At 72.0% G+C, this 21,398-nt stretch carries 19 protein-coding genes; 9 read left to right on the top strand and 10 right to left on the bottom strand.

What is annotated here, in order from left to right:
• Positions 1-12 precede the first annotated feature (12 nt).
• Both ACQSSQ_RS12520 and ACQSSQ_RS12515 read right to left on the bottom strand, forming a co-directional pair.
• Entirely contained in the window at positions 13-1,518 is a 1,506-nt protein-coding gene (locus tag ACQSSQ_RS12520; protein ID WP_431327410.1) for a flotillin family protein, read from the bottom strand.
• Positions 1,519-1,552: 34 nt separating this feature from the next.
• Positions 1,553-2,056, bottom strand: coding sequence for an NfeD family protein (locus ACQSSQ_RS12515; RefSeq protein ID WP_431327409.1), 504 nt, complete (start codon positions 2,054-2,056; stop codon positions 1,553-1,555).
• A 129-nt stretch (positions 2,057-2,185) separates the two neighbouring features.
• Between ACQSSQ_RS12515 and ACQSSQ_RS12510 the strand changes: the two genes are divergently transcribed.
• On the top strand, positions 2,186-3,892 hold the full coding sequence (locus ACQSSQ_RS12510; protein WP_431327408.1) for an ABC-F family ATP-binding cassette domain-containing protein: 1,707 nt from the start codon (positions 2,186-2,188) through the stop codon (positions 3,890-3,892).
• 18 nt (positions 3,893-3,910) lie between these two features.
• Here ACQSSQ_RS12510 and ACQSSQ_RS12505 read toward each other — a convergent pair whose 3' ends face one another.
• The 3 genes from ACQSSQ_RS12505 to ACQSSQ_RS12495 form a co-directional block, all read right to left on the bottom strand.
• Entirely contained in the window at positions 3,911-4,336 is a 426-nt protein-coding gene (locus ACQSSQ_RS12505) for a hypothetical protein (RefSeq protein ID WP_431327407.1), read from the bottom strand.
• Positions 4,337-4,420: 84 nt separating this feature from the next.
• Positions 4,421-6,049 (bottom strand): AMP-binding protein, encoded by a 1,629-nt coding sequence (locus ACQSSQ_RS12500; protein ID WP_431327406.1) that lies wholly within the window; start codon positions 6,047-6,049, stop codon positions 4,421-4,423.
• Between the two features lie 16 nt (positions 6,050-6,065).
• Complete coding sequence (locus ACQSSQ_RS12495; RefSeq protein ID WP_431327405.1) at positions 6,066-9,281, bottom strand: carboxyl transferase domain-containing protein; 3,216 nt, start codon at positions 9,279-9,281, stop codon at positions 6,066-6,068.
• 71 nt (positions 9,282-9,352) lie between these two features.
• Here ACQSSQ_RS12495 and ACQSSQ_RS12490 point away from each other — a divergent pair, with 71 nt between their 5' ends.
• Positions 9,353-9,970 (top strand): TetR/AcrR family transcriptional regulator, encoded by a 618-nt coding sequence (locus tag ACQSSQ_RS12490; RefSeq protein ID WP_431327404.1) that lies wholly within the window; start codon positions 9,353-9,355, stop codon positions 9,968-9,970.
• On the opposite strand, the gene ACQSSQ_RS12485 is transcribed toward ACQSSQ_RS12490, so the two are convergent.
• Positions 9,945-10,622: a TetR/AcrR family transcriptional regulator gene (locus ACQSSQ_RS12485; protein WP_431327403.1), complete on the bottom strand. Its 678-nt coding sequence runs from the start codon at positions 10,620-10,622 to the stop codon at positions 9,945-9,947. The two genes, ACQSSQ_RS12490 and ACQSSQ_RS12485, sit on opposite strands and share 26 nt — an antisense overlap.
• Positions 10,623-10,747: 125 nt before the next feature.
• On the opposite strand from ACQSSQ_RS12485, the gene ACQSSQ_RS12480 reads away from it, so the two are divergent.
• The 3 genes from ACQSSQ_RS12480 to ACQSSQ_RS12470 are packed head-to-tail and all read left to right on the top strand — an operon-like array spanning position 10,748 to position 13,632.
• A complete protein-coding gene (locus ACQSSQ_RS12480; RefSeq protein ID WP_431327998.1) occupies positions 10,748-11,560 on the top strand; it encodes an SDR family oxidoreductase in 813 nt (270 codons plus the stop codon).
• A gap of 48 nt (positions 11,561-11,608) precedes the next feature.
• Positions 11,609-12,823: an acyl-CoA dehydrogenase family protein gene (locus ACQSSQ_RS12475; RefSeq protein WP_431327402.1), complete on the top strand. Its 1,215-nt coding sequence runs from the start codon at positions 11,609-11,611 to the stop codon at positions 12,821-12,823.
• The gene (locus tag ACQSSQ_RS12470) at positions 12,820-13,632 is read left to right on the top strand and encodes an enoyl-CoA hydratase-related protein (RefSeq protein ID WP_431327401.1); all 813 of its coding nucleotides are present in this window, start codon (positions 12,820-12,822) and stop codon (positions 13,630-13,632) included. The genes ACQSSQ_RS12475 and ACQSSQ_RS12470 overlap by 4 nt, the downstream gene beginning before the upstream one ends.
• 55 nt (positions 13,633-13,687) lie before the next feature.
• On the opposite strand, the gene ACQSSQ_RS12465 is transcribed toward ACQSSQ_RS12470, so the two are convergent.
• The 4 genes from ACQSSQ_RS12465 to ACQSSQ_RS12450 form a co-directional block, all read right to left on the bottom strand.
• A complete protein-coding gene (locus ACQSSQ_RS12465) occupies positions 13,688-14,287 on the bottom strand; it encodes a class I SAM-dependent methyltransferase (protein ID WP_431327400.1) in 600 nt (199 codons plus the stop codon).
• The gene (gene truA, locus ACQSSQ_RS12460) at positions 14,280-15,104 is read right to left on the bottom strand and encodes a tRNA pseudouridine(38-40) synthase TruA (protein WP_431327399.1); all 825 of its coding nucleotides are present in this window, start codon (positions 15,102-15,104) and stop codon (positions 14,280-14,282) included. Before truA ends, ACQSSQ_RS12465 begins: the two co-directional genes overlap by 8 nt.
• 21 nt (positions 15,105-15,125) lie before the next feature.
• On the bottom strand, positions 15,126-16,175 hold the full coding sequence (locus ACQSSQ_RS12455) for an NADP-dependent oxidoreductase (protein ID WP_431327398.1): 1,050 nt from the start codon (positions 16,173-16,175) through the stop codon (positions 15,126-15,128).
• Between the two features lie 160 nt (positions 16,176-16,335).
• Positions 16,336-17,649 (bottom strand): citrate synthase, encoded by a 1,314-nt coding sequence (locus ACQSSQ_RS12450; RefSeq protein WP_431327397.1) that lies wholly within the window; start codon positions 17,647-17,649, stop codon positions 16,336-16,338.
• Positions 17,650-18,014: 365 nt separating this feature from the next.
• Between ACQSSQ_RS12450 and rplM the strand changes: the two genes are divergently transcribed.
• The 4 genes from rplM to ACQSSQ_RS12430 are packed head-to-tail and all read left to right on the top strand — an operon-like array spanning position 18,015 to position 21,391.
• The gene (gene rplM / locus ACQSSQ_RS12445) at positions 18,015-18,458 is read left to right on the top strand and encodes a 50S ribosomal protein L13 (RefSeq protein ID WP_431327396.1); all 444 of its coding nucleotides are present in this window, start codon (positions 18,015-18,017) and stop codon (positions 18,456-18,458) included.
• A gap of 24 nt (positions 18,459-18,482) precedes the next feature.
• Positions 18,483-18,992 carry a 30S ribosomal protein S9 gene (gene rpsI / locus ACQSSQ_RS12440; protein ID WP_431327395.1) on the top strand — a complete coding sequence of 170 codons (510 nt, stop codon included), beginning with the start codon at positions 18,483-18,485 and terminating at the stop codon, positions 18,990-18,992.
• Between the two features lie 10 nt (positions 18,993-19,002).
• Entirely contained in the window at positions 19,003-20,349 is a 1,347-nt protein-coding gene (gene glmM, locus ACQSSQ_RS12435) for a phosphoglucosamine mutase (protein WP_431327394.1), read from the top strand.
• Positions 20,350-20,398: 49 nt separating this feature from the next.
• Positions 20,399-21,391, top strand: a complete 993-nt coding sequence (locus ACQSSQ_RS12430) for a GNAT family protein (RefSeq protein ID WP_431327393.1) — start codon at positions 20,399-20,401, stop codon at positions 21,389-21,391.
• Positions 21,392-21,398 lie beyond the last annotated feature (7 nt).

Below are 21,398 nucleotides of genomic sequence, written 5' to 3'. Positions count from 1 at the left end.
CGGTCGCGACGCTCAGCCTGCGCTGCCGTTGTGGCCCGTCGTCACGCCCATGCCGTTGGCGGCCTTCTCCACCGAGCGGTGCAGCAGCGCCTCGAGGTCGAGACCGGTGGAGGTCTTGAGCATCTGCAGGGTCTGCACGACGTTGTCGTTGACCTGCTTGGGGAGCGCGCCGGCGCCCTCGGTGGAGATCACGGTCAGCTGGTCGATGGCGCCGATCGGGGCCGCGACCTCCTTCGCGAGCTGCGGGAGCACCTCGATGAGCATCTGCAGCACGGCCGCGTCGTTGTAGCTCGCGAACGCCGCTGCCCGCTTGTCCATCGCCTCGGCCTCGGCCTGACCGACCGCCAGCGTCGCCGCCGCCTCGGCCTCGCCCTCGGCGCGGGTCGCCTCGGCCTCCGCGACACGGCGTGCCTTCTCGGCCTCACCACGCTTCGCGCCCTCGATGGCCTCGGCCTCGGCGAGGGCGGCACGACGCGCCTTCTCGGCCTCACCGGTCAGGCGGGCCTCCTCGGCCTTCGCCTCGGCGGCGGCGATGGTCGAGGCCTTGCGACCCTCGGCGGCCGCGATCTCCGACGTACGGCGCGCCTCGGCCTCCTGCTCCACCTTGTAGCGCTCGGCGTCGGCGGGCTTGCGCACCTGGGTCTCGAGCTGGCGCTCGGTGAGCGCCGCCTGACGCACGGCGACCTTCTCCTGCTCGGCGAGGATCGCCTGGTCGCGGTCGGCCTGGGCGAGGGGTCCCGCGGATGCGGCGTTGGCCGCGGCCGCGTCGGTCTCGGACTTGATCTCGGCCTGCTTGAGCGCCAGGGTCCGCTGCGCGACCGCGATCTCCTCCTCGGCCTTCAGGCTCGCCTGCTCGGCGGCCTGCCGCGCGGCGGCCTCGGCGATCGCCGCCGCCTGACGGATGCGGGCGGCCTCCGGGCGGCCGAGGTCGGACAGGTAGCTGCCGTCGTCGGTGACGTCCTGGATCTGGAACGTGTCGAGGATCAGGCCCTGACCCGTCAGCGAGTTCTCGGACTCGTCGGCGACGCGCTGGGCGAAGGCGGCCCGGTCACGGATGATCTGCTCGACGGTCAGCCCGCCGACGATCGAGCGCAGCGCACCGGCGAGGACCTCCTGGGTGAAGGGCTCGATGTCGGCCTGCTGGGAGAGGAAGCGCTGGGCGGCCAGCCGGATCTGGTCGGCGTTGCCCCCGACCTTGACGATCGCCACGCCCTCGACGTTGAGCTTGATGCCCTGGCCGGACACGGCGCCGCGGATCTGGACCGAGATGCGACGGCTGGAGAGGTCCATCGTCGCGAGCTTCTGGACGAAGGGGATGACGAAGGTGCCGCCGCCCAGGATGACCTTCTGGCCCGAGAGGTCGGTGGTGAGGGCGCCGGTCTCGGGGTTGAGGACGGCCTTGCCCTTGCGGCCGGTGACGATGAACGCCTGGTTGGGGCCGGCGACCTTGTAGCGGCTCGTCACCAGGAGGACGAGCAGCACGACGAGGACGACGATGCCGACGATGGGGATCAGCACGGGGGATGCCTTTCGGAGCGGGTTGAGCAGGGGATCAGGGGAGCTCGTCCCACACCCGGGCGACCCGTACGGCCGTCGGGGAGAGGACGTCGGTGACGTGCACCTCGGTGCCGGCGTCGATCGCCGCGTCGGCCCGTGCGTTGAGCTGGAGCACGTGGCCGCCGACGGCGATGCGCACCGTGCCGAGGCCGTCGTCCGGGATCGCGGTGACCACCCGCCCGCTGCGGCCGATGCTGTCGTCGGTGGCCGGTGTGCCGTCGCTGCCGCCGCCCCGCACCAGGCCGGTGAGCCAGGCCGCGAACCAGCCGACGACGACGCCGCACGCGACCCCGATCGCAAGGGTGCCGAGCAAGGGGAGTCCCGCTGCGTCGCTCGCCGCGGCGCCGAACCCGAAGGCGGACACGAACCCGCCGATGACGGCGGTCGAGAAGACGTCGCCCGGCAGCGCGTCGAAGACGCCGTCGAGCACCTCGCCGACGACGAGAGAGACGACGAGCAGCGCGAGGCCGACGAGGCCGAGGATCAGAAAGACGGTCAAGCCATGCTCCGTGGGGGTCGGGACGGGCCGCCCGCACCTCGGGGAACCGCTGGCCGGATCGTACTCGACGGAGGGTTCGGCTCCGGGCGCGGTCGAAACCCCGTTGACGCCGGGCGGACACTGGAGGGCGTGGGCCACGTCGAGCTGTCCGGGATCCGTTACGACCTTCCTGACGGGAGGGTCCTGCTCGACGACGTCGGGTTCCGCGTCGGCGACGGCGCGGTGGTCGCGCTGGTCGGGGCGAACGGTGCCGGCAAGACGACGCTGCTGAGGATCGTCACGGGCGAGATCACGCCGCACGGCGGCTCGGTCAGCCGCAGCGGCGGGCTCGGCGTGATGCGGCAGATGGTGACCCGGCACCCCGACGGCTCGCACCTGGAGACGGTGCGCGAGCTGATGCTGTCGATCGCTCCCCCTCGCATCCGGACCGCGGCTGCACGTCTGGACGAGGTCGAGCTCCTGCTGATGGAGCGCGACGACGAGCCGACCCAGCTGCGCTACGCCTCCGCGCTCGCCGAGTACGCCGATGCCGGCGGGTACGACCTCGAGGTGGTCTGGGACGCGTGCTGCACGGCGGCACTCGGCATCTCGTACGAGCGCGCGAAGTGGCGGGACCTGTCGACCATGTCGGGCGGGGAGCAGAAGCGGCTCGTGCTCGAAGGACTCCTGCGGGGGCCCGACGAGGTGCTCCTGCTCGACGAGCCGGACAACTACCTCGACGTCCCCGGCAAGCAGTGGCTCGAGGACCAGCTCAACGCCACGCAGAAGACGGTGCTGTACGTCAGCCACGACCGCGCCCTGCTCGCGAACACCGCGACCCGGGTGGTCACGCTCGAGCTCGGCGCGGCGGGGAGCACCGCCTGGACCCACCCCGGGGGGTTCTCCACCTACCACGACGCCCGCGCCGCGCGCTTCGCCAAGCTCGAGGAGCAGCGGCGACGCTGGGACGAGGAGCACCACAAGCTCCGCGAGCTGATGCTCATGTACAAGAACAAGGCCGCGTACAACTCCGACATGGCGGCGCGCTACCGCGCCGCGCAGACGCGCCTGCGCAAGTTCGAGGAGGCCGGCCCCCCGGAGGCGGTGCCGCACGAGCAGAACGTCGCGATGCGGCTCACGGGTGGGCGTACGGGCAAGCGCGCCGTCGTCTGCGAGCGCCTGGAGCTCACCGGCCTGATGCGCCCGTTCGACCTCGAGGTCTGGTACGGCGAGCGGGTCGCGGTCCTCGGGTCCAACGGCTCGGGCAAGTCGCACTTCCTGCGGCTGCTCGCCGCCGGCGGGACGCGACCCGACATCGAGCACGCGCCGGTGGGGGACCAGGTGGTCGCGCCGGTGGCCCACGAGGGCCTCGCGAAGCTGGGGGCGCGGGTCCGCCCGGGCTGGTTCGTGCAGACCCACACCCATCCCGAGCTCGTGGGTCGGACCCTCCTGGAGATCCTGCACCGCGGAGACGTGGACGCGCGGGGCATCGGCCGGCGGGGGATGGGACGCGAGGAGGCCGCCCGCAAGCTGGACCGCTACGGGCTCGCCCGCTCGGCCGAGCAGCCGTTCGACTCGTTGTCGGGCGGCCAGCAGGCGCGGTTCCAGATCCTGCTGCTCGAGCTCTCCGGCGCGACCCTGCTGCTCCTCGACGAGCCCACCGACAACCTTGACGTGGAGTCGGCCGAGGCGCTCGAGGACGGGCTCGAGGCGTTCGACGGGACCGTCCTCGCGGTCACGCACGACCGCTGGTTCGCGCGTCGCTTCGACCGGTTCCTCGTCTTCGGCGCCGACGGCGCCGTGTACGAGAGCGACGAGCCCGTCTGGGACGAGGGGCGGGTCGCGCGCGAGCGGTGAGGCGTGGCGGCCGCGGTGCTAGCTCGCGAGGTCGTCCGGGGCGAACGCGACGAGCTCCGCGTCGGTCGCGAGGTGGATCGTCTCGAGCGGGACGCGCAGGTAGCGCGCCGTCGTCGCGAGCGTGCGGGCCCACGTCCGGTCGGACTCGTCCATGCCGGCACGCCCGGGCCGGCTGAGCAGCAACGCCACGGTAGTCCCGGGCTCGGAGCCGTCGAGGATGTGCCGCCACGTGCCGAGGAAGCCGGCCACCTGCTCGAGGTCGGCGCGGACGGGGACGTCGTCGATCTGCGTCACGTGCGGGACCATGCGGCGGTCGGGGTCGACCAGGGCGCACCACAGGGCGCGACGGGAGAAGCCGAGCTCTCCCATCAGCGCCGCCCAGCGGGCGTGCAGGTCGGCCTGGCTGTGGATGGGCTCGTCGAGTGAGGCCTGGGTGTCGGTCATGACCGAAGACTGCCGGACTTCCCTCCTCCCGCGTCGCGGTCGTCCACAGGCCCGGCGACGGCGCTCGCCGGGCCCGTGGGCTCCTCAGATCCGTCCGAGCGCCTCCGCCGCCGCGTCGGCGAGCTCGTTCTTGCGGATCTTGCCCGTGGCCGTCATCGGGAAGTCCTCGACGACCGAGACGACGGGGACCTTGTAGCCCGCCATGTTGGTCCTCGCCCACGCGGCGAGCTCCGGCGCGGTCACCGGCTCCTTCACGGTGACGAAGGCGACCGGACGCTGCCCGGTCTCGGGGTCGTCGGTCGGGACGACGGCGACGGACTCCACGGCGGGGTGCTGGCTCAGCAGCATCTCGATCTCGGCCGGGAACACGCTCATCCCCTTCACCTTGATCATCTCCTTCGCGCGCCCGAGGTAGTGCAGGCATCCGTCGGCGTCGAACCGTCCGTTGTCGCCGGTCCGGATCCACCCGTCCCGCAGCTGCGCCTCCGTGGCCTCCGGGTTGTTCCAGTAGCCGGTCGTCACCGAGGGGCTGCGCACGATGATCTCGCCCACCTCGCCGACCGGGAGCGGCTCGCCGGTCTCGGTCGACACGACGGCGATGTCCGTGCCCGGCACCGGGATCCCGCAGAAGACGGGCTCGGAGCGGAGGTCGTGGTCGCCCTCGGCGAAGCCGTACGGGACGCAGTCGATGGTGTGGGTCTCCGTCATGCCGTAGGCCGACTCGCGCAGGACGGAGCCCGGAGCGAGCTTCGACCAGCGCTCGCGGACGTCAGGCGTGAGCTTGCGGACGAACGAGACCGCCTGCGGGTCGACCAGAGTGCCGAGGTCGGTGCTTCCGGCATCGGGGTGGTCGAGCAGCTCGAGGTAGTTCTCGACGGTGCCGACCATGATGCTCACGCGGTGGCGCTCGACGGCGTGGAGCACCTTGGTCGCGTCCCAGCGCGGCATCAGCACGACGGTCCCGCCGAGCACGATCGGCAGGAGGATCCCCAGGTCCTCGCCGGCGATCCAGAAGATCGGGAAGTAGCAGAGGCTGACGAACCCCTCGCCCTCCTCGTAGGCCGCCGCCCCCGCTGCGCTCGCCGCGGTGTAGAGCATGTGCCGCTGGGTGTGCTGGCACCCCTTCGGGAGACCGGTCGTCCCGCCGGTGTAGTTCAGCGCGGCGAGCGCGTCCAGGTCGTCGGCGCAGGGCTCGTACGGGGCTGCCGCGAGCGCCTCGGTCCACTGCGGCCCGTCGACGACGAGCAGCGGCACGTCGCCGATGCGGTCGCGCGTCTGCTCGACCACGGCCGCGAGCCCGGTGGTCGTGACGATCAGGGACGGCGTGCTGTCGTTCACCTCGTACGCCAGCTCGGCCGGCTGGAACATCGGGTTCACCGGGACGTGGACGGCCCCCAGCCGCAAGGTGGCGAGGAACGTCACCAGGAACTCGGGCGCGTTGCCGAGGAACAGGGCGACGCGGTCGCCGGGGCCGACCCCCTGAGCGTGCAGCCAGCCCGCGACGCGGCGGTGCGCGTCGTCGAGGTCGGCGTACGTCCACGTGGTGCCCTCGAAGACGATCGCGGGACGCTCCGGAGCGACGCGCGACCAGTGTTCGACGTGCGCCGGCAGCACGGCCTCGCCCAGCGGGTAGCGCACCTCCCGCGGAGTGTCGGCCGGTCGTACGCGGTCCTGTCGCGCCCGCAGGTCGGCGAGGTAGGTCTCCAGGGTCATCCGTTCTCCTTCGTTGTCACCACGTGTCGACGTAGCCGCGTGCCGGCCGGTCGTCGGGGCGGTGGCCGGCCAGCGTCGCCACCACCCATCGACGCGTCTCGGCGGGGTCGATGACGTCGTCGAGCTCTCCCGTCATCGCCGCGTTGATCGCCTTGCCGGCCTCGTACTGCTGCGCCACGAGCTCCTCGTAGCGCTGCTGGCGGGCGGACGGGTCCTCGATCGCGGCCAGCTCGCGTGAGAAGCCGAGGCGGACCGCACCCTCGAGCCCCATGCCCCCGATCTCGCCGGTGGGCCACGCGACGGTCGCTGCGGGGCGGTGGAACCCGCCGCCGGCCATCGCCTGTGCACCGAGGCCGTACGCCTTGCGCAGGACGATCGTCGTGATCGGGACCCGCAGGTGCGCGCCGATGACGAACAGGCGGCTGAAGTGGCGCACCGTCGCGGTGCGCTCGGCGTCGGGGCCCACCATGAAGCCGGGGGTGTCGCACAGCGAGACGATCGGCAGCCCGTGCGCGTCGCAGAGCTGGAGGAACCGCGCCATCTTGTCCGCGCCGTCGGCGTCGATCGCGCCGCCGAGGTGCGTCGGGTCGTTGGCCACCAGCCCGTACGGTCGGCCCTCGATGCGGACGAGCGCCGTGACCAGGCCCGCACCGAACGGCGGACGCAGCTCGAGGACGGAGTCGTGGTCGGCCAGCGTCTCGACCACGCGCCGCACGTCGTACACCCGCAGCCGGTTCTCGCCGATCACGTGGCGCAGCGCGCGCTGGTCCGGTGCGGACCAGCCGGTGACCGGGCCCTGGAAGTACGACAGGTACTTCTTCGCCACGGCCACCGCCTCGGTGTCGTCGTCCACGAGGACGTCGACCACGCCGTTCGGCCCCTGCACCGACATGGGGCCGACCTCCTCGGGGGCGTACGTGCCGAGGCCGCCGCCCTCGATCATCGCCGGCCCGGCCATGCCGAGGGTGGAGTCCTTGGTCGCGATGATGACGTCGCAGCAGCCGAGGAGCGCGGCGTTGCCGGCGAAGCACCGGCCGTTGAGCACGCCCACCGTCGGCACCGAGCCGCTGAGCGCGCCCATGGCGCCGAACGTCTCCACGTCGAGTCCCGCCGTGTGGACGTGGGTCGTGTCGGTGTCCCCGGGGCGACCGCCGCCGCCCTCGGCGAAGAGCACGACGGGTACGCCGAGCTGCGCGGCCACGGACAGCATCCGGTCGGTCTTCTTGTGGCTGAAGTAGCCCTGCGTCCCGGCGAGGACCGTGTAGTCGTAGGCGAGCACCGCGACGCGGCCGGCGTCCTCGCCGTGGTCGGCGGCGTTGATCGTGGCGAGCCCGGTGACGATCCCGTCGGCAGGCGTGCTCGACACGAGGTCGTCGAGGCTGCGACGGGTGCGCTGGGCAGCGACCGGCAGCGCGCCGTACTCGACGAAGGAGCCGTCGTCGCACAGGGCGTCGATGTTCTCGCGCGCGGTGCAGTGACCCCGCGAGTGCCGCTTCTCGACCGCGCTCGGGCGCGCCTCGTCGCGGGTCAGGCGGTGCCGCTCGAGCACCTCGGCGAGGTCGGCGCGGACGTGGTCGAGGTCCAGGTCGGCGTCACCGGCGGGGGCGGCGACCGACACCTCGGCCGGCTCGATGCGGACCAGCGGGGTGCCGTCGACCACCTGGTCCCCGGGGGCGACCGAGACGTCGCGCACCACGCCGCTGGTCGGTGCCGTGACCGGGTGCTCCATCTTCATCGCCTCGACGACCAGGAGCGTGGTCCCCGCGGCGACCTCGTCCCCCGGCGAGACGGCGACGCCCGCGACGGTGCCGGCGAAGCGGGCGACGACCTCGCCGTGCTCCTCGCGCTCGCCGACCGCGACGTCGTCACCGTGCGCGACCTCCGGGTGCCGCGCGAGGAATCCCGTCGTGGCCCGACCCTCGACGACCTCCGGGTGCGCGAGGAGCCGGCGCAGCGTGGGCAGGTTGGTCGCGACACCCTCGACCGCGGTCTCGGCGAGCGCGGCCTCGGCCGCGGCGCAGGCCTCGGCGAACGTGCCCGTCGTCGTCGTGACGACCTTGGCGAGGAGCGGGTCGAAGGTCCCGTCGAGGACCAGCCCAGGCTGCGCGTGGGTGTCGACCCGTACGCCGGGCGCTGCCGGCGCGGTGAACCTCGTGAGGGTGCCGGTCGCCGCGACGACGGTGCCGTCGGGGGTCTGCTGCTCGGCGTTGACGCGGACCTCGATGGCGTACGTCCCCGGGGCCGGGGCGACGTCGCGGTCCAGACCGAGCTCGGCGAGCGTGGCGCCCGCGGCGACGCGCAGCTGGGCCGCCACGAGGTCGACGCCGGTGACCTGCTCGGTCACGGTGTGCTCCACCTGGACGCGCGGGTTGACCTCGAGGAAGACGAAGCGGCCGGGCTCGTCGGCGTCGACCAGGAACTCGACGGTGGCGAGCCCGCGATAGCCCACCGCCTCCGCGATCCTCACCGCGTGCTCGTGCAGGCTCTTGCGGGTGCTCTCGTCGAGCGCGGGGCTGGGGGCGTACTCCACGATCTTCTGGTGGCGCCGCTGGAGGCTGCAGTCGCGCTCGCCCAGGTGGATCACGGCCCCGGTGCCGTCGCCGAGGACCTGCACCTCGAGGTGACGCGCGCGCGGCAGGAGGGCCTCGGCGTAGACCGTGTCGTCGCCGAACCCGCGCAGCGCCTCCGAGCGGCACCGCTCGTACGCCGACGCGATCTGCGTCGCCTCGGTCACGACGCGCATGCCTCGCCCGCCGCCCCCCGACGTCGCCTTGATCATGATGCCGGCGGGGTGCGTGCCGAAGAACCTCGTGATCTCGTCGAGCGACGCACCGGCGTCCGTGGCGTCGAGGACCGGGACGCCGAGGCCGACCGCGTGGTCGCGTGCGCGGGCCTTGTCGCCGAAGAGCTCGAGCGCGTCGGCGCCCGGGCCGACGAACACCAGGCCCGCCTGCGCGCACCGCTGCGCCAGCACGGCGCTCTCGCTGAGGAAGCCGTAGCCGGGGTGGATCGCCCGGCACCCGGTCGCGAGGGCGGCCTCGACGACCGCGACGGCGTCGAGGTAGCCCGACACGCCGTCCCCGGGGAGCTCGTACGCCTCGTCGGCGAGGGTGACGACCAGCGTGCCGGCGTCCTGGGGGACGTGAGCGGCAACGCTCGGCCACCCCAGCGAGGCGAGGGCGCGGTGGACGCGGACGGCGATCTCGCCTCGGTTGGCGATGAGGGTCTTCACGCAGGGCCTCCGGCTGTGACGATCGGCGCGTTGACGTTCGTGTCAACGGATCCAACCCTATACTTCCCGGCGTGGAGGGCAAGGCATGGTCGACGCGGGTCGACGTGGACCGGGCTGACTCCACGCGTCGCAAGGAGCTGCTGGTCGCGGCGCGCGCGGTCTTCGAGCGCCTGGGGTACGGCGCCACGACGGTCAACGACATCACCCGCGAGGCGGGGGTCAGCCGCGCGACGTTCTACGTCTACTTCGCCTCCAAGCAGGAGGTGTTCGCCGTCCTCGCCGAGGAGGTCAGGGACGCGTTCGTCGCGGCGCAGGCGATCGCCGACATCCCGGAGGAGGACGTGGAGCAGGTCTTCCGCACCACCATCGGCGCCTATCTCGACGTCGTCCTGGAGCACCTCGCGCTGATCACCCTGCTCGACCACCAGTCGCTCGCGGACCCGGAGCTCCACGCGCTCTGGTCAGGGATCCAGGCGCGGGCGGTCGACCGCATGGCTCGCTACCTGTCCCGCGTCGAGGACGCGGGGGTCGTCGCTCTCGACCTCGCGGCGCGGCCGGAGTCGGTCGCGCTGATGTCGGGCGGTCAGACCGAGTCGTTCGCGGCGCTGGTCAAGGACGGGACGCTGTCGCGCGACGACGCCGTCGAGGAGATGCTCGCGCTCGTCATGCGCGCGATCGGGCTGCGCTGACCCGCTCGGGGATCCCCAGGGCGTTGACCCACAGCCGCGTGAGCGTCGCCGTGAGCGTGTCGAGGTCGCGCGCGTCGCCGAGGACGTAGGTGTTGTAGGCGGTGCGCGACACCATCATCGACAGGGCGGTCGCCGCGAGGTCGGCATCGACCTCCGGGTCCGCGAGCCCGCGTTCCTGGAGGGCGCGGATGCTGCGGGCGTTGCGCTCGGTGAAGGCGCGCCCGCGCTGCCAGCGCATGTCGGCGAACCGGTCGTCGATCGCCGCGACCTGCTCGAGGAGACGCATCAGCTGCGCGTTGCGGGCGTACGACTCGAGGTAGGCGCGGTTGCCGGCGGCGATCACGGCCACGGGGTCGTCGGTGCGTGAGACGTCGCGGACGTGGGGGTGGAGCATCTCCTCCTTCACCTCCTCGAGGACGGCGGCGAAGATCTCCTCCTTGCTCGTGAAGTAGGTGTAGAAGGACCCCGCGGCGGTCCCGGCCTCGGTCGTGATGTCGGCCAGCCGCGCGTCGAGGTAGCCGTCGCGCTCGAAGACCCGCCGAGCTGCGGTGACGAGACGTGCGCGGGTGCGGGCGCCGCGGGCCGTGCGCGGGGGCTCGCGGGTCGTGGTGCCGTCCGCGGGCGTGCCGTCGGCCGGGCTCGTTCGCGCCATCGTCGTCCTCTCGTGTGCTCGCGTGGCCATTCTGGCGCGGTGGCGTCGCACGGGCCGGGCCAGACCTTGAAGTTGAAATCGACTTCAAGTATACAGGTGCCATCGACCACGAGGAAGGAACCGTGATGGAGCTCGAGGGTGCGGTGGCCGTCGTCACCGGCGGTGGAGGCGGGATCGGAGGCGCGCTGGCGGCGCGCCTGGTGTCGGCCGGAGCACGCGTGATGGTGACCGATCTCGACGCCGCGGCGGCCGAGGCGGTCGTCGCCGCGATCGAGGAGTCGCACCCTGGTCGTGCGGTCGCGTACGGCGCGGACGCCGCCGACCCCGCGCAGATCCGCGAGCTCGTCACCCGCACGGAGGATGCGTTCGGTCCTGTCGACCTGTACGCCGCCAATGCCGGCGTCGGCGGAGCCCCGGGCCTCGGCGGCGAGGTGCAGTGGGACCTCGCGATCGAGGTCAACCTCCGCGCCCACGTCCGGGCCGCCGAGGTGCTCGTCCCCGGCTGGCTCGAGCGCGGGAAGGGCTACTTCGTCAGCACCGCGTCGGCCGCCGGCCTGCTCACGCAGGTGGGCTCCGCGGCGTACGCGGTGACCAAGCACGCCGCGGTCGGCTTCGCCGAGTGGCTGTCGGTCACGTACGGCGATCGCGGCATCGGCGTCAGCTGCCTGTGCCCGATGGGCGTCGAGACGGCGCTGCTGCGCGAGGGCGAGCGCTCCGGCGACCCGCTCGGGGAGGCGGCCACGCGTGCCGTGACCTCGGCAGGCGACGTCCTCACCCCGGAGCAGGTCGCCGACGACGTCCTCCGCGCCGTCGCGGCGGGCGACTTCCTCGTGCTGCCCCATCCGCAGGTGCTCGACATGTACCGCCAGAAGGGCGCCGACTACGACCGCTGGATCCGCGGCATGCGCCGCTACCAAGCGAGCTTGCTCGCGACCTGAGTGCCGAGCGAGCCTGCCCGCTGACCGTCCCTGAACCGAGGAGTGACCATGTTGGAGACCACCGACCGCGGCAAGAAGTACCAGGAGGAGCTCCTGGACTTCATGGACAGCCACGTCTACCCGGCGGAGCCGGTCTACGCCGCCCAGATGCGCGAGGCCGGCGACCCGCACCACCACCCGCAGATCCTGGAGGACCTCAAGGCCGAGGCCAAGCGCCGTGGCCTCTGGAACCTCTTCCACCCGCACCCCGAGTGGGGACCGGGACTGACCAACTTCGAGTACGCGCCGCTCGCCGAGATCATGGGCCGGAGCCCGCACCTCGCCCCGGAGGCGACCAACTGCGCGGCGCCCGACACCGGCAACATGGAGGTGCTGACGCTGTTCGGCACCGACGAGCACAAGAAGACCTACCTCGAGCCGCTCCTCGACGGAACCATCCGGTCCGCCTTCGCGATGACCGAGCCGGCCGTGGCCAGCTCCGACGCCACCAACATCGAGATGCGCATGGAGCGCGACGGGGACGAGTACGTCCTCAACGGGCGCAAGTGGTTCACCTCCAACGCGATGCACCGCAACTGCAAGGTGCTCATCGTCATGGGCAAGACCGATCCCACCGCCGCGCCGCACCGCCAGCAGTCGATGATGGTCGTCCCGCTCGACTCCCCGGGCATCACGGTGCTCCGCAACCTCCCGGTCTTCGGCTACCAGGACCGCGAGGGGCACGCCGAGGTCGTCTTCGAGGACGTCAGGGTGCCGGCGAGCGACGTGCTGGCCGGCGAGGGCGAGGGCTTCGCGATCAGCCAGGCGCGTCTCGGGCCGGGCCGCATCCACCACTGCATGCGGGCGATCGGCATGGCCGAGCGCGCCCTCGAGCTGCTCTGCAAGCGCGCGCTGTCGCGTGAGACCTTCGGTCAGCCGATCGCCGAGCGGTCCAACATCCAGGACTGGATCGCCGAGGCGCGCATCGAGATCGAGAAGTCGCGCCTGCTCACGCTCAAGGCCGCCTGGATGATGGACACCGTCGGCAACAAGGCCGCGCGGATGGAGATCGCGGCCATCAAGGTCGACGCCCCCAACGTGGCGCTGCAGATCGTCGACCGTGCGATCCAGGTCCACGGCGGCGGCGGCGTGACCGACGACTTCCCGCTGGCGTCGTTCTGGGCCCACCTCCGCACGCTGCGTCTCGCCGACGGGCCGGACGAGGTCCACAAGCGCACGCTCGCGCGCCAGGAGCTGCGCAAGTACGCGGGTCAGACCGCATGAGCGAGGCCGCCGTCGAGGAGCCGGCGGGCACGCTCGTCCTCGCCGAGCGTCGTGGGGGAGTGCTCGTGCTGACGCTCAACCGGCCCGAGCGCCTCAACGCGTGGAACGAGGAGATCGAGGCGGCCTACTTCGCGCTGCTCGACGAGGCGGAGGCTGACCCCGAGGTCCGCGCGGTCGTCGTCACGGGGGCCGGCCGCGGCTTCTGCGCGGGGGCCGACATGGAGGTGCTCGCCCAGGTCGGCGGGGACGTGGAGACCGAGGGCATCGCGTCGCAGCGGCCGCGGCACCGCCCGCTGCTCTTCCGCAAGCCGCTGGTCGCGGCGCTCAACGGGGCGGCCGCGGGCCTCGGGCTCGTCGAGGCGCTCTACTGCGACGTCCGGTTCGCCACGGCGGAGGCCAAGCTCACGACGTCGTTCGCCCGCCGTGGGCTGATCGCCGAGTACGGCATCGCCTGGCTGCTGCCGCGCCTGGTCGGGCAGAGCAGGGCGCTCGACCTGCTCCTGTCGGCCCGCGTCGTGCGCGGCGAGGAGGCCCTCGGGATGGGTCTCGTCGACCGGGTCGTCGGACCGGAGGACCTTCTCGAGGCCGCGGTGGCGTACGCCCAGGACCTCGCGGAGGCCTGCTCGCCGATGTCGATGGCCGTGATCAAGTCGCAGGTCCTCCAGGCGCTCGACACCGACTTCGCCACGGCGACGAGCGAGGCGGAGCGCCAGATGCTCGCGTCGTTCCGACGGCCGGACGTCGTGGAGGGCGTGGCCAGCTATCTCGAGGGCCGGCCGCCGGTGTTCGAGGGCCTGGCGCTCGACTGACCGGCACGAGGCGTTCAGGCGGCCGGCCGAAGGACCGGTCGGCCGCCTGCGCGCGTCACCCGCGGTGCACCAGCAGGACGCGGAACCCCTTGGCGCTCGCTGCCTTCTCCGTCGGCCAGCCCTGCTCGGTGAGCCACCGCTGCAGGGAGTCTGCGCCGAGGTTCTTGCCGACCACCAGCCGGGCGACGCCCTCGGGCGCGAGCCGGGGGAGCCACTGCAGCAGAAGCTCGTGCAGGGCGGCCTTGCCGATGCGGATCGGCGGGTTGGACCAGATCTCGTCGAACACGACGCTGGCCGGGACCTCGTCCGGCGCGCCGACGACGACCCGGTCACCGACGCCCGCCCGTTCGGCGTTGACGCGGGTCAGCTCGCGCGCGCGGGTGTTGGTGTCCACCGCGTGGACCGTGGCGCCCGGCACCTCCGACGCCACCGCCACCGCGATCGGCCCCCATCCGCAGCCGAGGTCGAGCACCGTCCGCGCGTGGTCGGGCGGCTCGAAGCTGCGCAGGAGGACGGCGGTCGCCTTGTCGAGGCCGTCGCGGGCGAAGACGCCCGCCGCCGTCGTGAAGGTGTGGTCGACCCCCCAGATCCGTGCGGTGACGTCGCGGCGCTCCTCGGGCCCGGTGGGGTCGCTGTCGAAGTAGTGCTCAGTCATCCTCGGGACCCTCGGCCGGTCCGCGGAAGCGGCGGCTCTCCTGCGCCCGCGCGGCGAGCTGGGAGTCCGCCGGGTAGACGACCTCCTCCAGCGTGAGGCCGTGGGCCGGCATGACCTTCACCCGGGAGTCGCGCGTCCGCGCCTTGAGCACGCGCGCCATCCACGACGGCTCGTGCCGCCCCTCGCCGACCGCGGTCAGCGCCCCCATGAGCGAGCGCACCATCGAGTGGCAGAAGGCGTCGGCGACGACGGTCGTCTCGACGATCCCCGAGTCGGTCCGCCGCGTGGTCAGCTGCATCAGGCTGCGGATGGTGCTCGCGCCCTCGCGGCGACGGCAGAACGCGGCGAAGTCCTGCTCGCCCAGCACGCCGACGGCCGCGTCGTTCATCAACGAGACGTCGAGCGGCCGGTGGTGGTGCACGACGTGGTTGCGGTGCAGCGGGTCGGGCCCGCTCGGGCCGTCCCAGAGGCGGTAGACGTAGCGGCGGCGCAGCGCCGAGAAGCGCGCGTCGAACCCCTCCGGCGCGATCCGGGCCGCGCGGACGACGATGTCGTCGGGGAGCACGCGGTCGAGTCGGCGGAGGAGGTGCGCCTCGTCGGTCTCGAGGTCGTCGGGGAGGTCGACGTGGACGACCTGCCCGCGGGCGTGGACGCCGGTGTCGGTCCGCCCCGCCACGGTCAGCCGCGCGGGCTTCTCGAGCCGGAGCACCAGGGCGATCGCGTCCTCGACCGTCTGCTGCACGGACGGGAGCGCGGGCTGCGACGCCCAGCCGCGGTACGCGCCGCCGTCGTAGGCCAGGTCGAGTCTCCAACGCACCTGCTCAACCTATCGAGCGCGTCAACCCGCCGTGACGCCCCGTCCGTCCTCCTCGAGGGCGAGCACCAGCTTGCCGGTGTTCGTGCCCTCGAAGAGCCCGAGGAGCGTCGAGCCGAACGCGTCGACGCCTCCGGTGACGACGGTCTCCCGGGCGACGACCGACCCGTCGGCGATCCAGCCGGCGATCTTCTCGACCGCCTCCGGGTAGCGGTCCTCGTAGTCGAAGACGACGAACCCGGTCATGGTGGCCCGGAACACCAGCAACGACATGTAGCGCCGGGGGCCGTCCGGGAGGGAGGTCTCGTTGTAGCTCGCGATCGCGCCGCAGATCACCACGCGTGCGCCCCGGCGGAGGTTCGCGAGGCCGGCGTCGAGGATGTCGCCGCCGACGTTGTCGAAGAAGACGTCGATCCCCTTCGGGGCGACCTCGCGCAGGCGCTTGAGGACGTTCTCGGCCTTGTAGTCGATCGCGGCGTCGAAGCCGATCGACGTGAGCCACGCGCACTTCTCCGGGCCGCCGGCGATGCCGACCACGGTGCAGCCCATCGCCTTCGCGACCTGGCCGACCACGCTGCCGACGGCACCCGCGGCCCCGGACACCACGACGGTGTCGCCGGGCTGGACGCGGCCGACGTCGGTCAGCCCGAAGTACGCCGTCATGCCGGGCATGCCGAGGGCACCGAGCCAGGTCGGGGCAGCGGCGACGTCGAGGTCCATCTTCGTGACACCCGAGCCGTCGGACACCGCGTACTCGGTGACGCCGAAGCTCCCCATGACCGCGTCGCCCACGGCGTACGCCGGGTGCTCCGAGGCGACCACGGTGCCGGTCGCGCCGGCGCGCATGACCTCGCCGATCCCGACCGGAGGCAGGTAGGACCGGACGTCGTTGAGCCACCCGCGCATGGCGGGGTCGAGCGAGATGTGGCTGACCCGGACCACGAGCTCACCCGGTCCGGGTGCCGGGACCTGCTCCGTCACCGTCTCCCACGTCGAGTCGTCCGGGTAGCCGACCGGGCGCTCGCGCAGGCGGACCTGGCGGGTGGTGAACGGCGGGGTCGCGGCGTCGGTCATGGCGTTCCTCCTGTGTCGGCCTCCGGTCACTGTAGGCGGACGTGAGCCGCCACTTGAAACTGGGTTCAAGTTCGACGCCCGCGCGGGTGGCACAGACGCACCGAGGGCCTGCCCGCAGTGCGGACAGGCCCTCGGTGACAGGGCGAGCGGTGCTCGGCCGTCAGGCCCAGCGCTCCTCGCGCGACGGGAACGTGAGGCCACGCCCGCCGGTGTAGATCTGCTTCGGACGCGCGATCTTCTGCTCCGGGTCGTTGACCAGCTCGAGCCACTGCGCCAGCCAGCCGGCCGTGCGCGGGATCGCGAACAGCACGGTGAACATCTCCGGCGGGAACTGCAGCGCCTCGTAGATGAGGCCGGAGTAGAAGTCCACGTTGGGGTAGAGTTTGCGCTTGACGAAGTACTCGTCCTCGAGCGCGATCTTCTCCAGCTCCACGGCGATCTTGAGCAGCGGGTTGACCCCGGTGACCTCGAAGACGTCGTCGGTGGCCTTCTTGATGATCGTGGCGCGCGGGTCGTAGTTCTTGTAGACCCGGTGGCCGAAGCCCATCAGGCGCTCGTTGCCGGCCTTGACGCCCTCGATGAACGCCGGGACGTTGCTGACGTCACCGATGCGGCGCAGCATCTTGAGGACGGCCTCGTTGGCGCCGCCGTGCAGCGGGCCGTAGAGCGCGCCGATGCCGGCCGAGACCGCCGAGTAGGGGTCGACCTGGCTCGAGCCGACCGAGCGCACCGCGTTGGTGGAGCAGTTCTGCTCGTGGTCGGCGTGGAGGATGAAGAGCACCTCGAGCGCCTTGACGAGGCGCGGGTCGGCCTCGTACTTCGCCTCGCTCATCTTGAAGAGCATCGCGAGGAAGTTCTCGGCGTACGACAGGTCGTTGTCCGGGTAGACGTAGGGCTTGCCCTGCGCGTGACGGAACGACCAGGCGCCGAGCGTCGGCATCTTGGCGATCATGCGGACGATCTGGAGGTGCCGGGTGTCCGCGTCGTGGATGTTGCGGGCCTCGGGGTAGAACGTCGAGAGGCCGCCGACCGCCGACAGCAGCATGCCCATCGGGTGCGCGTCGTAGCGGAAGCCCTGCATGAGGGACTTGATGTTCTCGTGCACGAACGTGTGGAACGTGATGTCGTGCACCCACGAGTCGTACTGGTCCTTCGTCGGCAGGTCGCCGTGGATCAGCAGGTAGGCGACCTCGAGGAAGGTGGACTTCTCCGCCAGCTGCTCGATCGGGTAGCCGCGGTACTCCAGGATGCCCTTCTCGCCGTCGATGTAGGTGACGGCCGAGCGGGTGGAGGCGGTGTTGGTGAACCCCGGGTCGTACGAGGCGATGCCGGGTTCGTCGTCGCTGACCCGGATCTTGCCGAGGTCGCTCGCCCGGATCGTCCCGTCGACGATCGGGAGCACGTACTCCTTGCCGGTCCGGTCGTCCCGGACGGTCAAGGTCTGGCCGTCACTCGACGGCGTGGCGTCTGTCACGAGGAGGTCTCCTTGTGCCGTGGCGTGCGCACGCTGGGTCGATGCGCCGCTCGAATCGGGGTCCCCTGGGGTGTTCGGACCCCCTCCAACTTATTGCGTCCGACAAGAGAACGTTCATCCGGGTCCGCTCTCCGGTACGCGAAGTGACCTCCGGGCGCCGGCCCTCTTGGGGTGGCGCGGTAGGATCGAGGCGGTGCGTCAGGCGTACGACGTGCCTTCTGTAGACAGCCCGCGGACGGCCCGTTTTGACCGAGCCCGATGCGGACCGTTATTCTTGTACGTCGTTGTGCCTTGATGCCGATGCGGCTCTGCTGCGTCCGTCTCGGTGCACCATCAGTCCCCATCCATACGAAGGTAGAACTAGCGTGCGCACGTACAGCCCGAAGCCTGGTGACGTCGACCGCAAGTGGCACGTCATCGACGCATCTGACGTGGTGCTTGGGCGTCTCGCCGTCCAGACCGCGACCCTGCTTCGCGGCAAGCACAAGCCGACGTTCGCCCCGCACGTCGACAACGGTGACTTCGTCATCATCGTCAACGCGGAGAAGGTCGCCCTCTCCGGCAACAAGCGCGAGGACAAGCTCGCCTACCGCCACAGCGGCTACCCGGGTGGTCTCAAGCAGGTGGCCTACGGCGACCTGCTCGACAAGGACGCGCGCAAGGCTGTCGAGAAGGCCGTCTGGGGCATGCTCCCCAAGAACCGCCTCGGCCGCGCGCTCATGAAGAAGCTGAAGGTCTACTCCGGCCCCGAGCACCCGCACGCCGCTCAGCAGCCGCAGACCTTCGAGATCACGCAGATCGCCCAGTAGGCCCAGGAAGCAGTGAGGATCAACGTGGCCGAGTCCAGCACCGAGACCGTCGACACGACCGACGAGTACACGACCAACGCCGAGGGCGTTGCCTACACCTCCGAGACCGCCCCGAGCGCGGAGTCGGCGGCTCGTTCGTCGATCATCGCCCCCGCGGCCGCGACCGGCCGTCGCAAGGAGGCCGTCGCACGCGTCCGCATCGTGCCGGGCACCGGCACCTGGACGGTCAACGGGAAGCCGCTCGAGGAGTACCTCCCCAACAAGCTGCACCAGCAGATCGCCAAGGAGGCCTTCGCCTCGACTGGCCTGGGCGAGAGCTTCGACGTCATCGCCCGGGTCACCGGCGGTGGCATGACGGGCCAGGCCGGCGCCCTGCGCCTCGGCGTCGCCCGCGCGCTCAACGCGGTCGACGAGGAGTCGAACCGGCCGACCCTCAAGAAGGCCGGGCTGCTCACGCGCGACGCCCGCGCCAAGGAGCGCAAGAAGGCCGGCCTCAAGAAGGCCCGCAAGGCACCTCAGTACAGCAAGCGCTGACGGCGGAGCCGTGGGTCGGATCTTCGGAACCGACGGCGTCCGCGGGGTCGCCAACGACGACCTCACGGCCGAGCTGGCGGTCGACCTCGCCGTGGCTGCAGCCCACGTGCTGGGGGAGACCGGCGCCTTCGCCGACCAGCGGCCCACCGCAGTCGTGGCCCGCGATCCTCGCGCCTCGGGAGAGTTTCTCGAGGCTGCGGTGGTCGCGGGTCTCGCGTCTGCGGGGGTCGACGTGCACCGTCTCGGTGTCGTCCCCACACCGGGCACCGCGTACCTGACGTCCGCGCTGTCCGCCGACATGGGCGTCATGATCTCCGCGAGCCACAACCCGATGCCCGACAACGGCATCAAGTTCCTCGCGCGGGGCGGTCTCAAGCTCGACGACGCCATCGAGGACGAGATCGAGCACGCCCTCGAGCAGCCGTGGCAGCGGCCGACCGGTGCCTCTGTGGGCCGGATCGGCGACAGCCACACCGCGCTGCGGACGTACGAGCGGCACCTCGTCGCCGCGATCGAGCAGCGGCTCGACGGCATGCGGATCGTGCTGGACTGCGCCAACGGCGCCGCGTCGGAGGTCGGACCGCGCGCGTTCCGCGCCCTCGGCGCCGAGGTCGTCGCGATCCACGCCGAGCCCGACGGGCTCAACATCAACGACGCCTGCGGGTCGACGCACCCCGAGGACCTCCAGCGCGCCGTGCTCGAGCACGGCGCCGACGCCGGCTTCGCCTTCGACGGCGACGCCGACCGCTGCCTCGCCGTCTCCGCCGACGGTGTGATGGTCGACGGTGACCAGATCCTCGCCATCCTCGCGCTCGCGCTGAAGGAGGAGGGCCGCCTCGTCGAGGACACGGTCGTCGCGACCGTCATGTCCAACCTCGGCTTCGTGCAGGCCATGGAGGCGCAGGGCCTGACCGTGGTCCAGACGGCCGTCGGTGACCGCTACGTGCTCGAGGCGATGCGCGACCGCGGGTTCAACCTCGGGGGCGAGCAGTCCGGCCACGTGATCATGAGCGACCACGCGACCACCGGCGACGGCGTCCTCACGGCCCTCGCGGTCGCGAGCCGCATGGTCCGCACGGGGCGCTCGCTGGCCGACCTCGGTGCGGTGATGCGCCGGCTGCCGCAGGTGCTCGTCAACGTCCCCGGCGTGGACAAGTCGCGCGCCGGCACCGATCCGGTGGTCGCGGCGGCCGTCGCCGAGGCGACCGACGAGCTCGGTGCGACGGGACGTGTCCTGCTGCGTCCGTCGGGCACCGAGCCGCTGGTGCGCGTCATGGTCGAGGCGGGGACCAGCGAGCACGCCGAGTCGGTGGCGCACCGTCTGGCCGCCGTGGTCGGCACCGCGCTCGCGCTCTAGCCGCAAAACCCGCGTGCGTCCCGGGCCCCGGTGCTCCTACGGTGACGAGATGCGCATCGAGGAGATCGACGCGGCCGACGACCACGCGCTGGCCGTGTTCCACGAGCACGAGCACCGCGTCGAGTCGGCCCGTCCGTACGGCACGCCGTGGACGCTGACCGAGCTCACGGCAGTGGCACGCACCGTCGACCCGTGGACCGCGCGCACGCTGCTGTGGGCACGCCTCGACGACGGCGAGGTCGTCGCGACCTGCTCGCTCGAGGTGCCGCTGCGCGACAACACCGAGACCGCGTGGGCCGACATCGCCGTCCTGCCCGAGCACCGCAACCACTTCGGCCCGTTCGTCGACCATCTCAAGGAGCGCGTGCGGCTGCTCGGTCGCAGCCGCCTCGAATCCATCGCGAAGTGGGTGCCCGGCGAGGACGAGGGGCCGGACGCCGAGCTCCTGCGCGTGCACGGCTTCCGGCTCGGTCTCGTCGAGGCGCAGCGGGTGCTCGACCTGCCGGCCGACGACGCGCTGCTGGGCCGGCTGGCCGAGTCCGCGGCTGCGCACCACACGGCGTACACCCTGCGCACCTGGCGCGGACCGGTCCCGGAGGACGTCGTCGAGGCGTACGCGGCGATGCGGTCGGTGATGGCGGTCGAGGCGCCGTCGGGAGACATGGGCTGGGAGAAGGAGGACTACCCGCCCGAGCGCGTCCGCACCGAGGAGGCCGAGCTCGCCGCGCAGCAGCGTACGTCGTGGACGACCGTGGCCGTGGCCGACGACGGCACCGCCGCGGGGCACACCCAGATCGTCGTCCCGGCCACCGACCCGGTGAACGCCTTCCAGTGGGACACGATCGTGCTGCCCGGCCACCGCGGTCACCGGCTCGGTCTCGCGATGAAGGTGGCGAACCACCGGGCGGCGGCCGATGAGCTCGCGCCACGGACGCTCCTGCACACCTGGAACGCGGTCGAGAACGCCCCGATGATCGCGGTCAACGAGGCGATGGGGTTCCGGCTCGCCGCGCTGATGGGCGAGTTCCGCTGCGACCTCTGACCCCGCC

The sequence above is a fragment of the Mumia spirodelae genome, from assembly GCF_050632745.1.
Lineage (GTDB): Bacteria > Actinomycetota > Actinomycetes > Propionibacteriales > Nocardioidaceae > Mumia.
The sequence above is the reverse complement of the archived record's forward strand: the minus strand, read 5'-3'. Positions and strand labels throughout refer to the sequence as shown.

Excerpts from the sequence above, each read along its gene's own strand:
- ACQSSQ_RS12505 (WP_431327407.1), bottom strand. The coding sequence starts at position 4,336 with ATGACCGACACCCAGGCCTCACTCGACGAGCCCATCCACAGCCAGGCC.
- ACQSSQ_RS12500 (WP_431327406.1), bottom strand. The coding sequence starts at position 6,049 with ATGACCCTGGAGACCTACCTCGCCGACCTGCGGGCGCGACAGGACCGC.
- ACQSSQ_RS12485 (WP_431327403.1), bottom strand. The coding sequence starts at position 10,622 with ATGGCGCGAACGAGCCCGGCCGACGGCACGCCCGCGGACGGCACCACG.
- ACQSSQ_RS12480 (WP_431327998.1), top strand. The coding sequence starts at position 10,748 with ATGGAGCTCGAGGGTGCGGTGGCCGTCGTCACCGGCGGTGGAGGCGGG.
- ACQSSQ_RS12475 (WP_431327402.1), top strand. The coding sequence starts at position 11,609 with ATGTTGGAGACCACCGACCGCGGCAAGAAGTACCAGGAGGAGCTCCTG.
- ACQSSQ_RS12470 (WP_431327401.1), top strand. The coding sequence starts at position 12,820 with ATGAGCGAGGCCGCCGTCGAGGAGCCGGCGGGCACGCTCGTCCTCGCC.
- ACQSSQ_RS12465 (WP_431327400.1), bottom strand. The coding sequence starts at position 14,287 with ATGACTGAGCACTACTTCGACAGCGACCCCACCGGGCCCGAGGAGCGC.
- ACQSSQ_RS12455 (WP_431327398.1), bottom strand. The coding sequence starts at position 16,175 with ATGACCGACGCCGCGACCCCGCCGTTCACCACCCGCCAGGTCCGCCTG.
- ACQSSQ_RS12430 (WP_431327393.1), top strand. The coding sequence starts at position 20,399 with ATGCGCATCGAGGAGATCGACGCGGCCGACGACCACGCGCTGGCCGTG.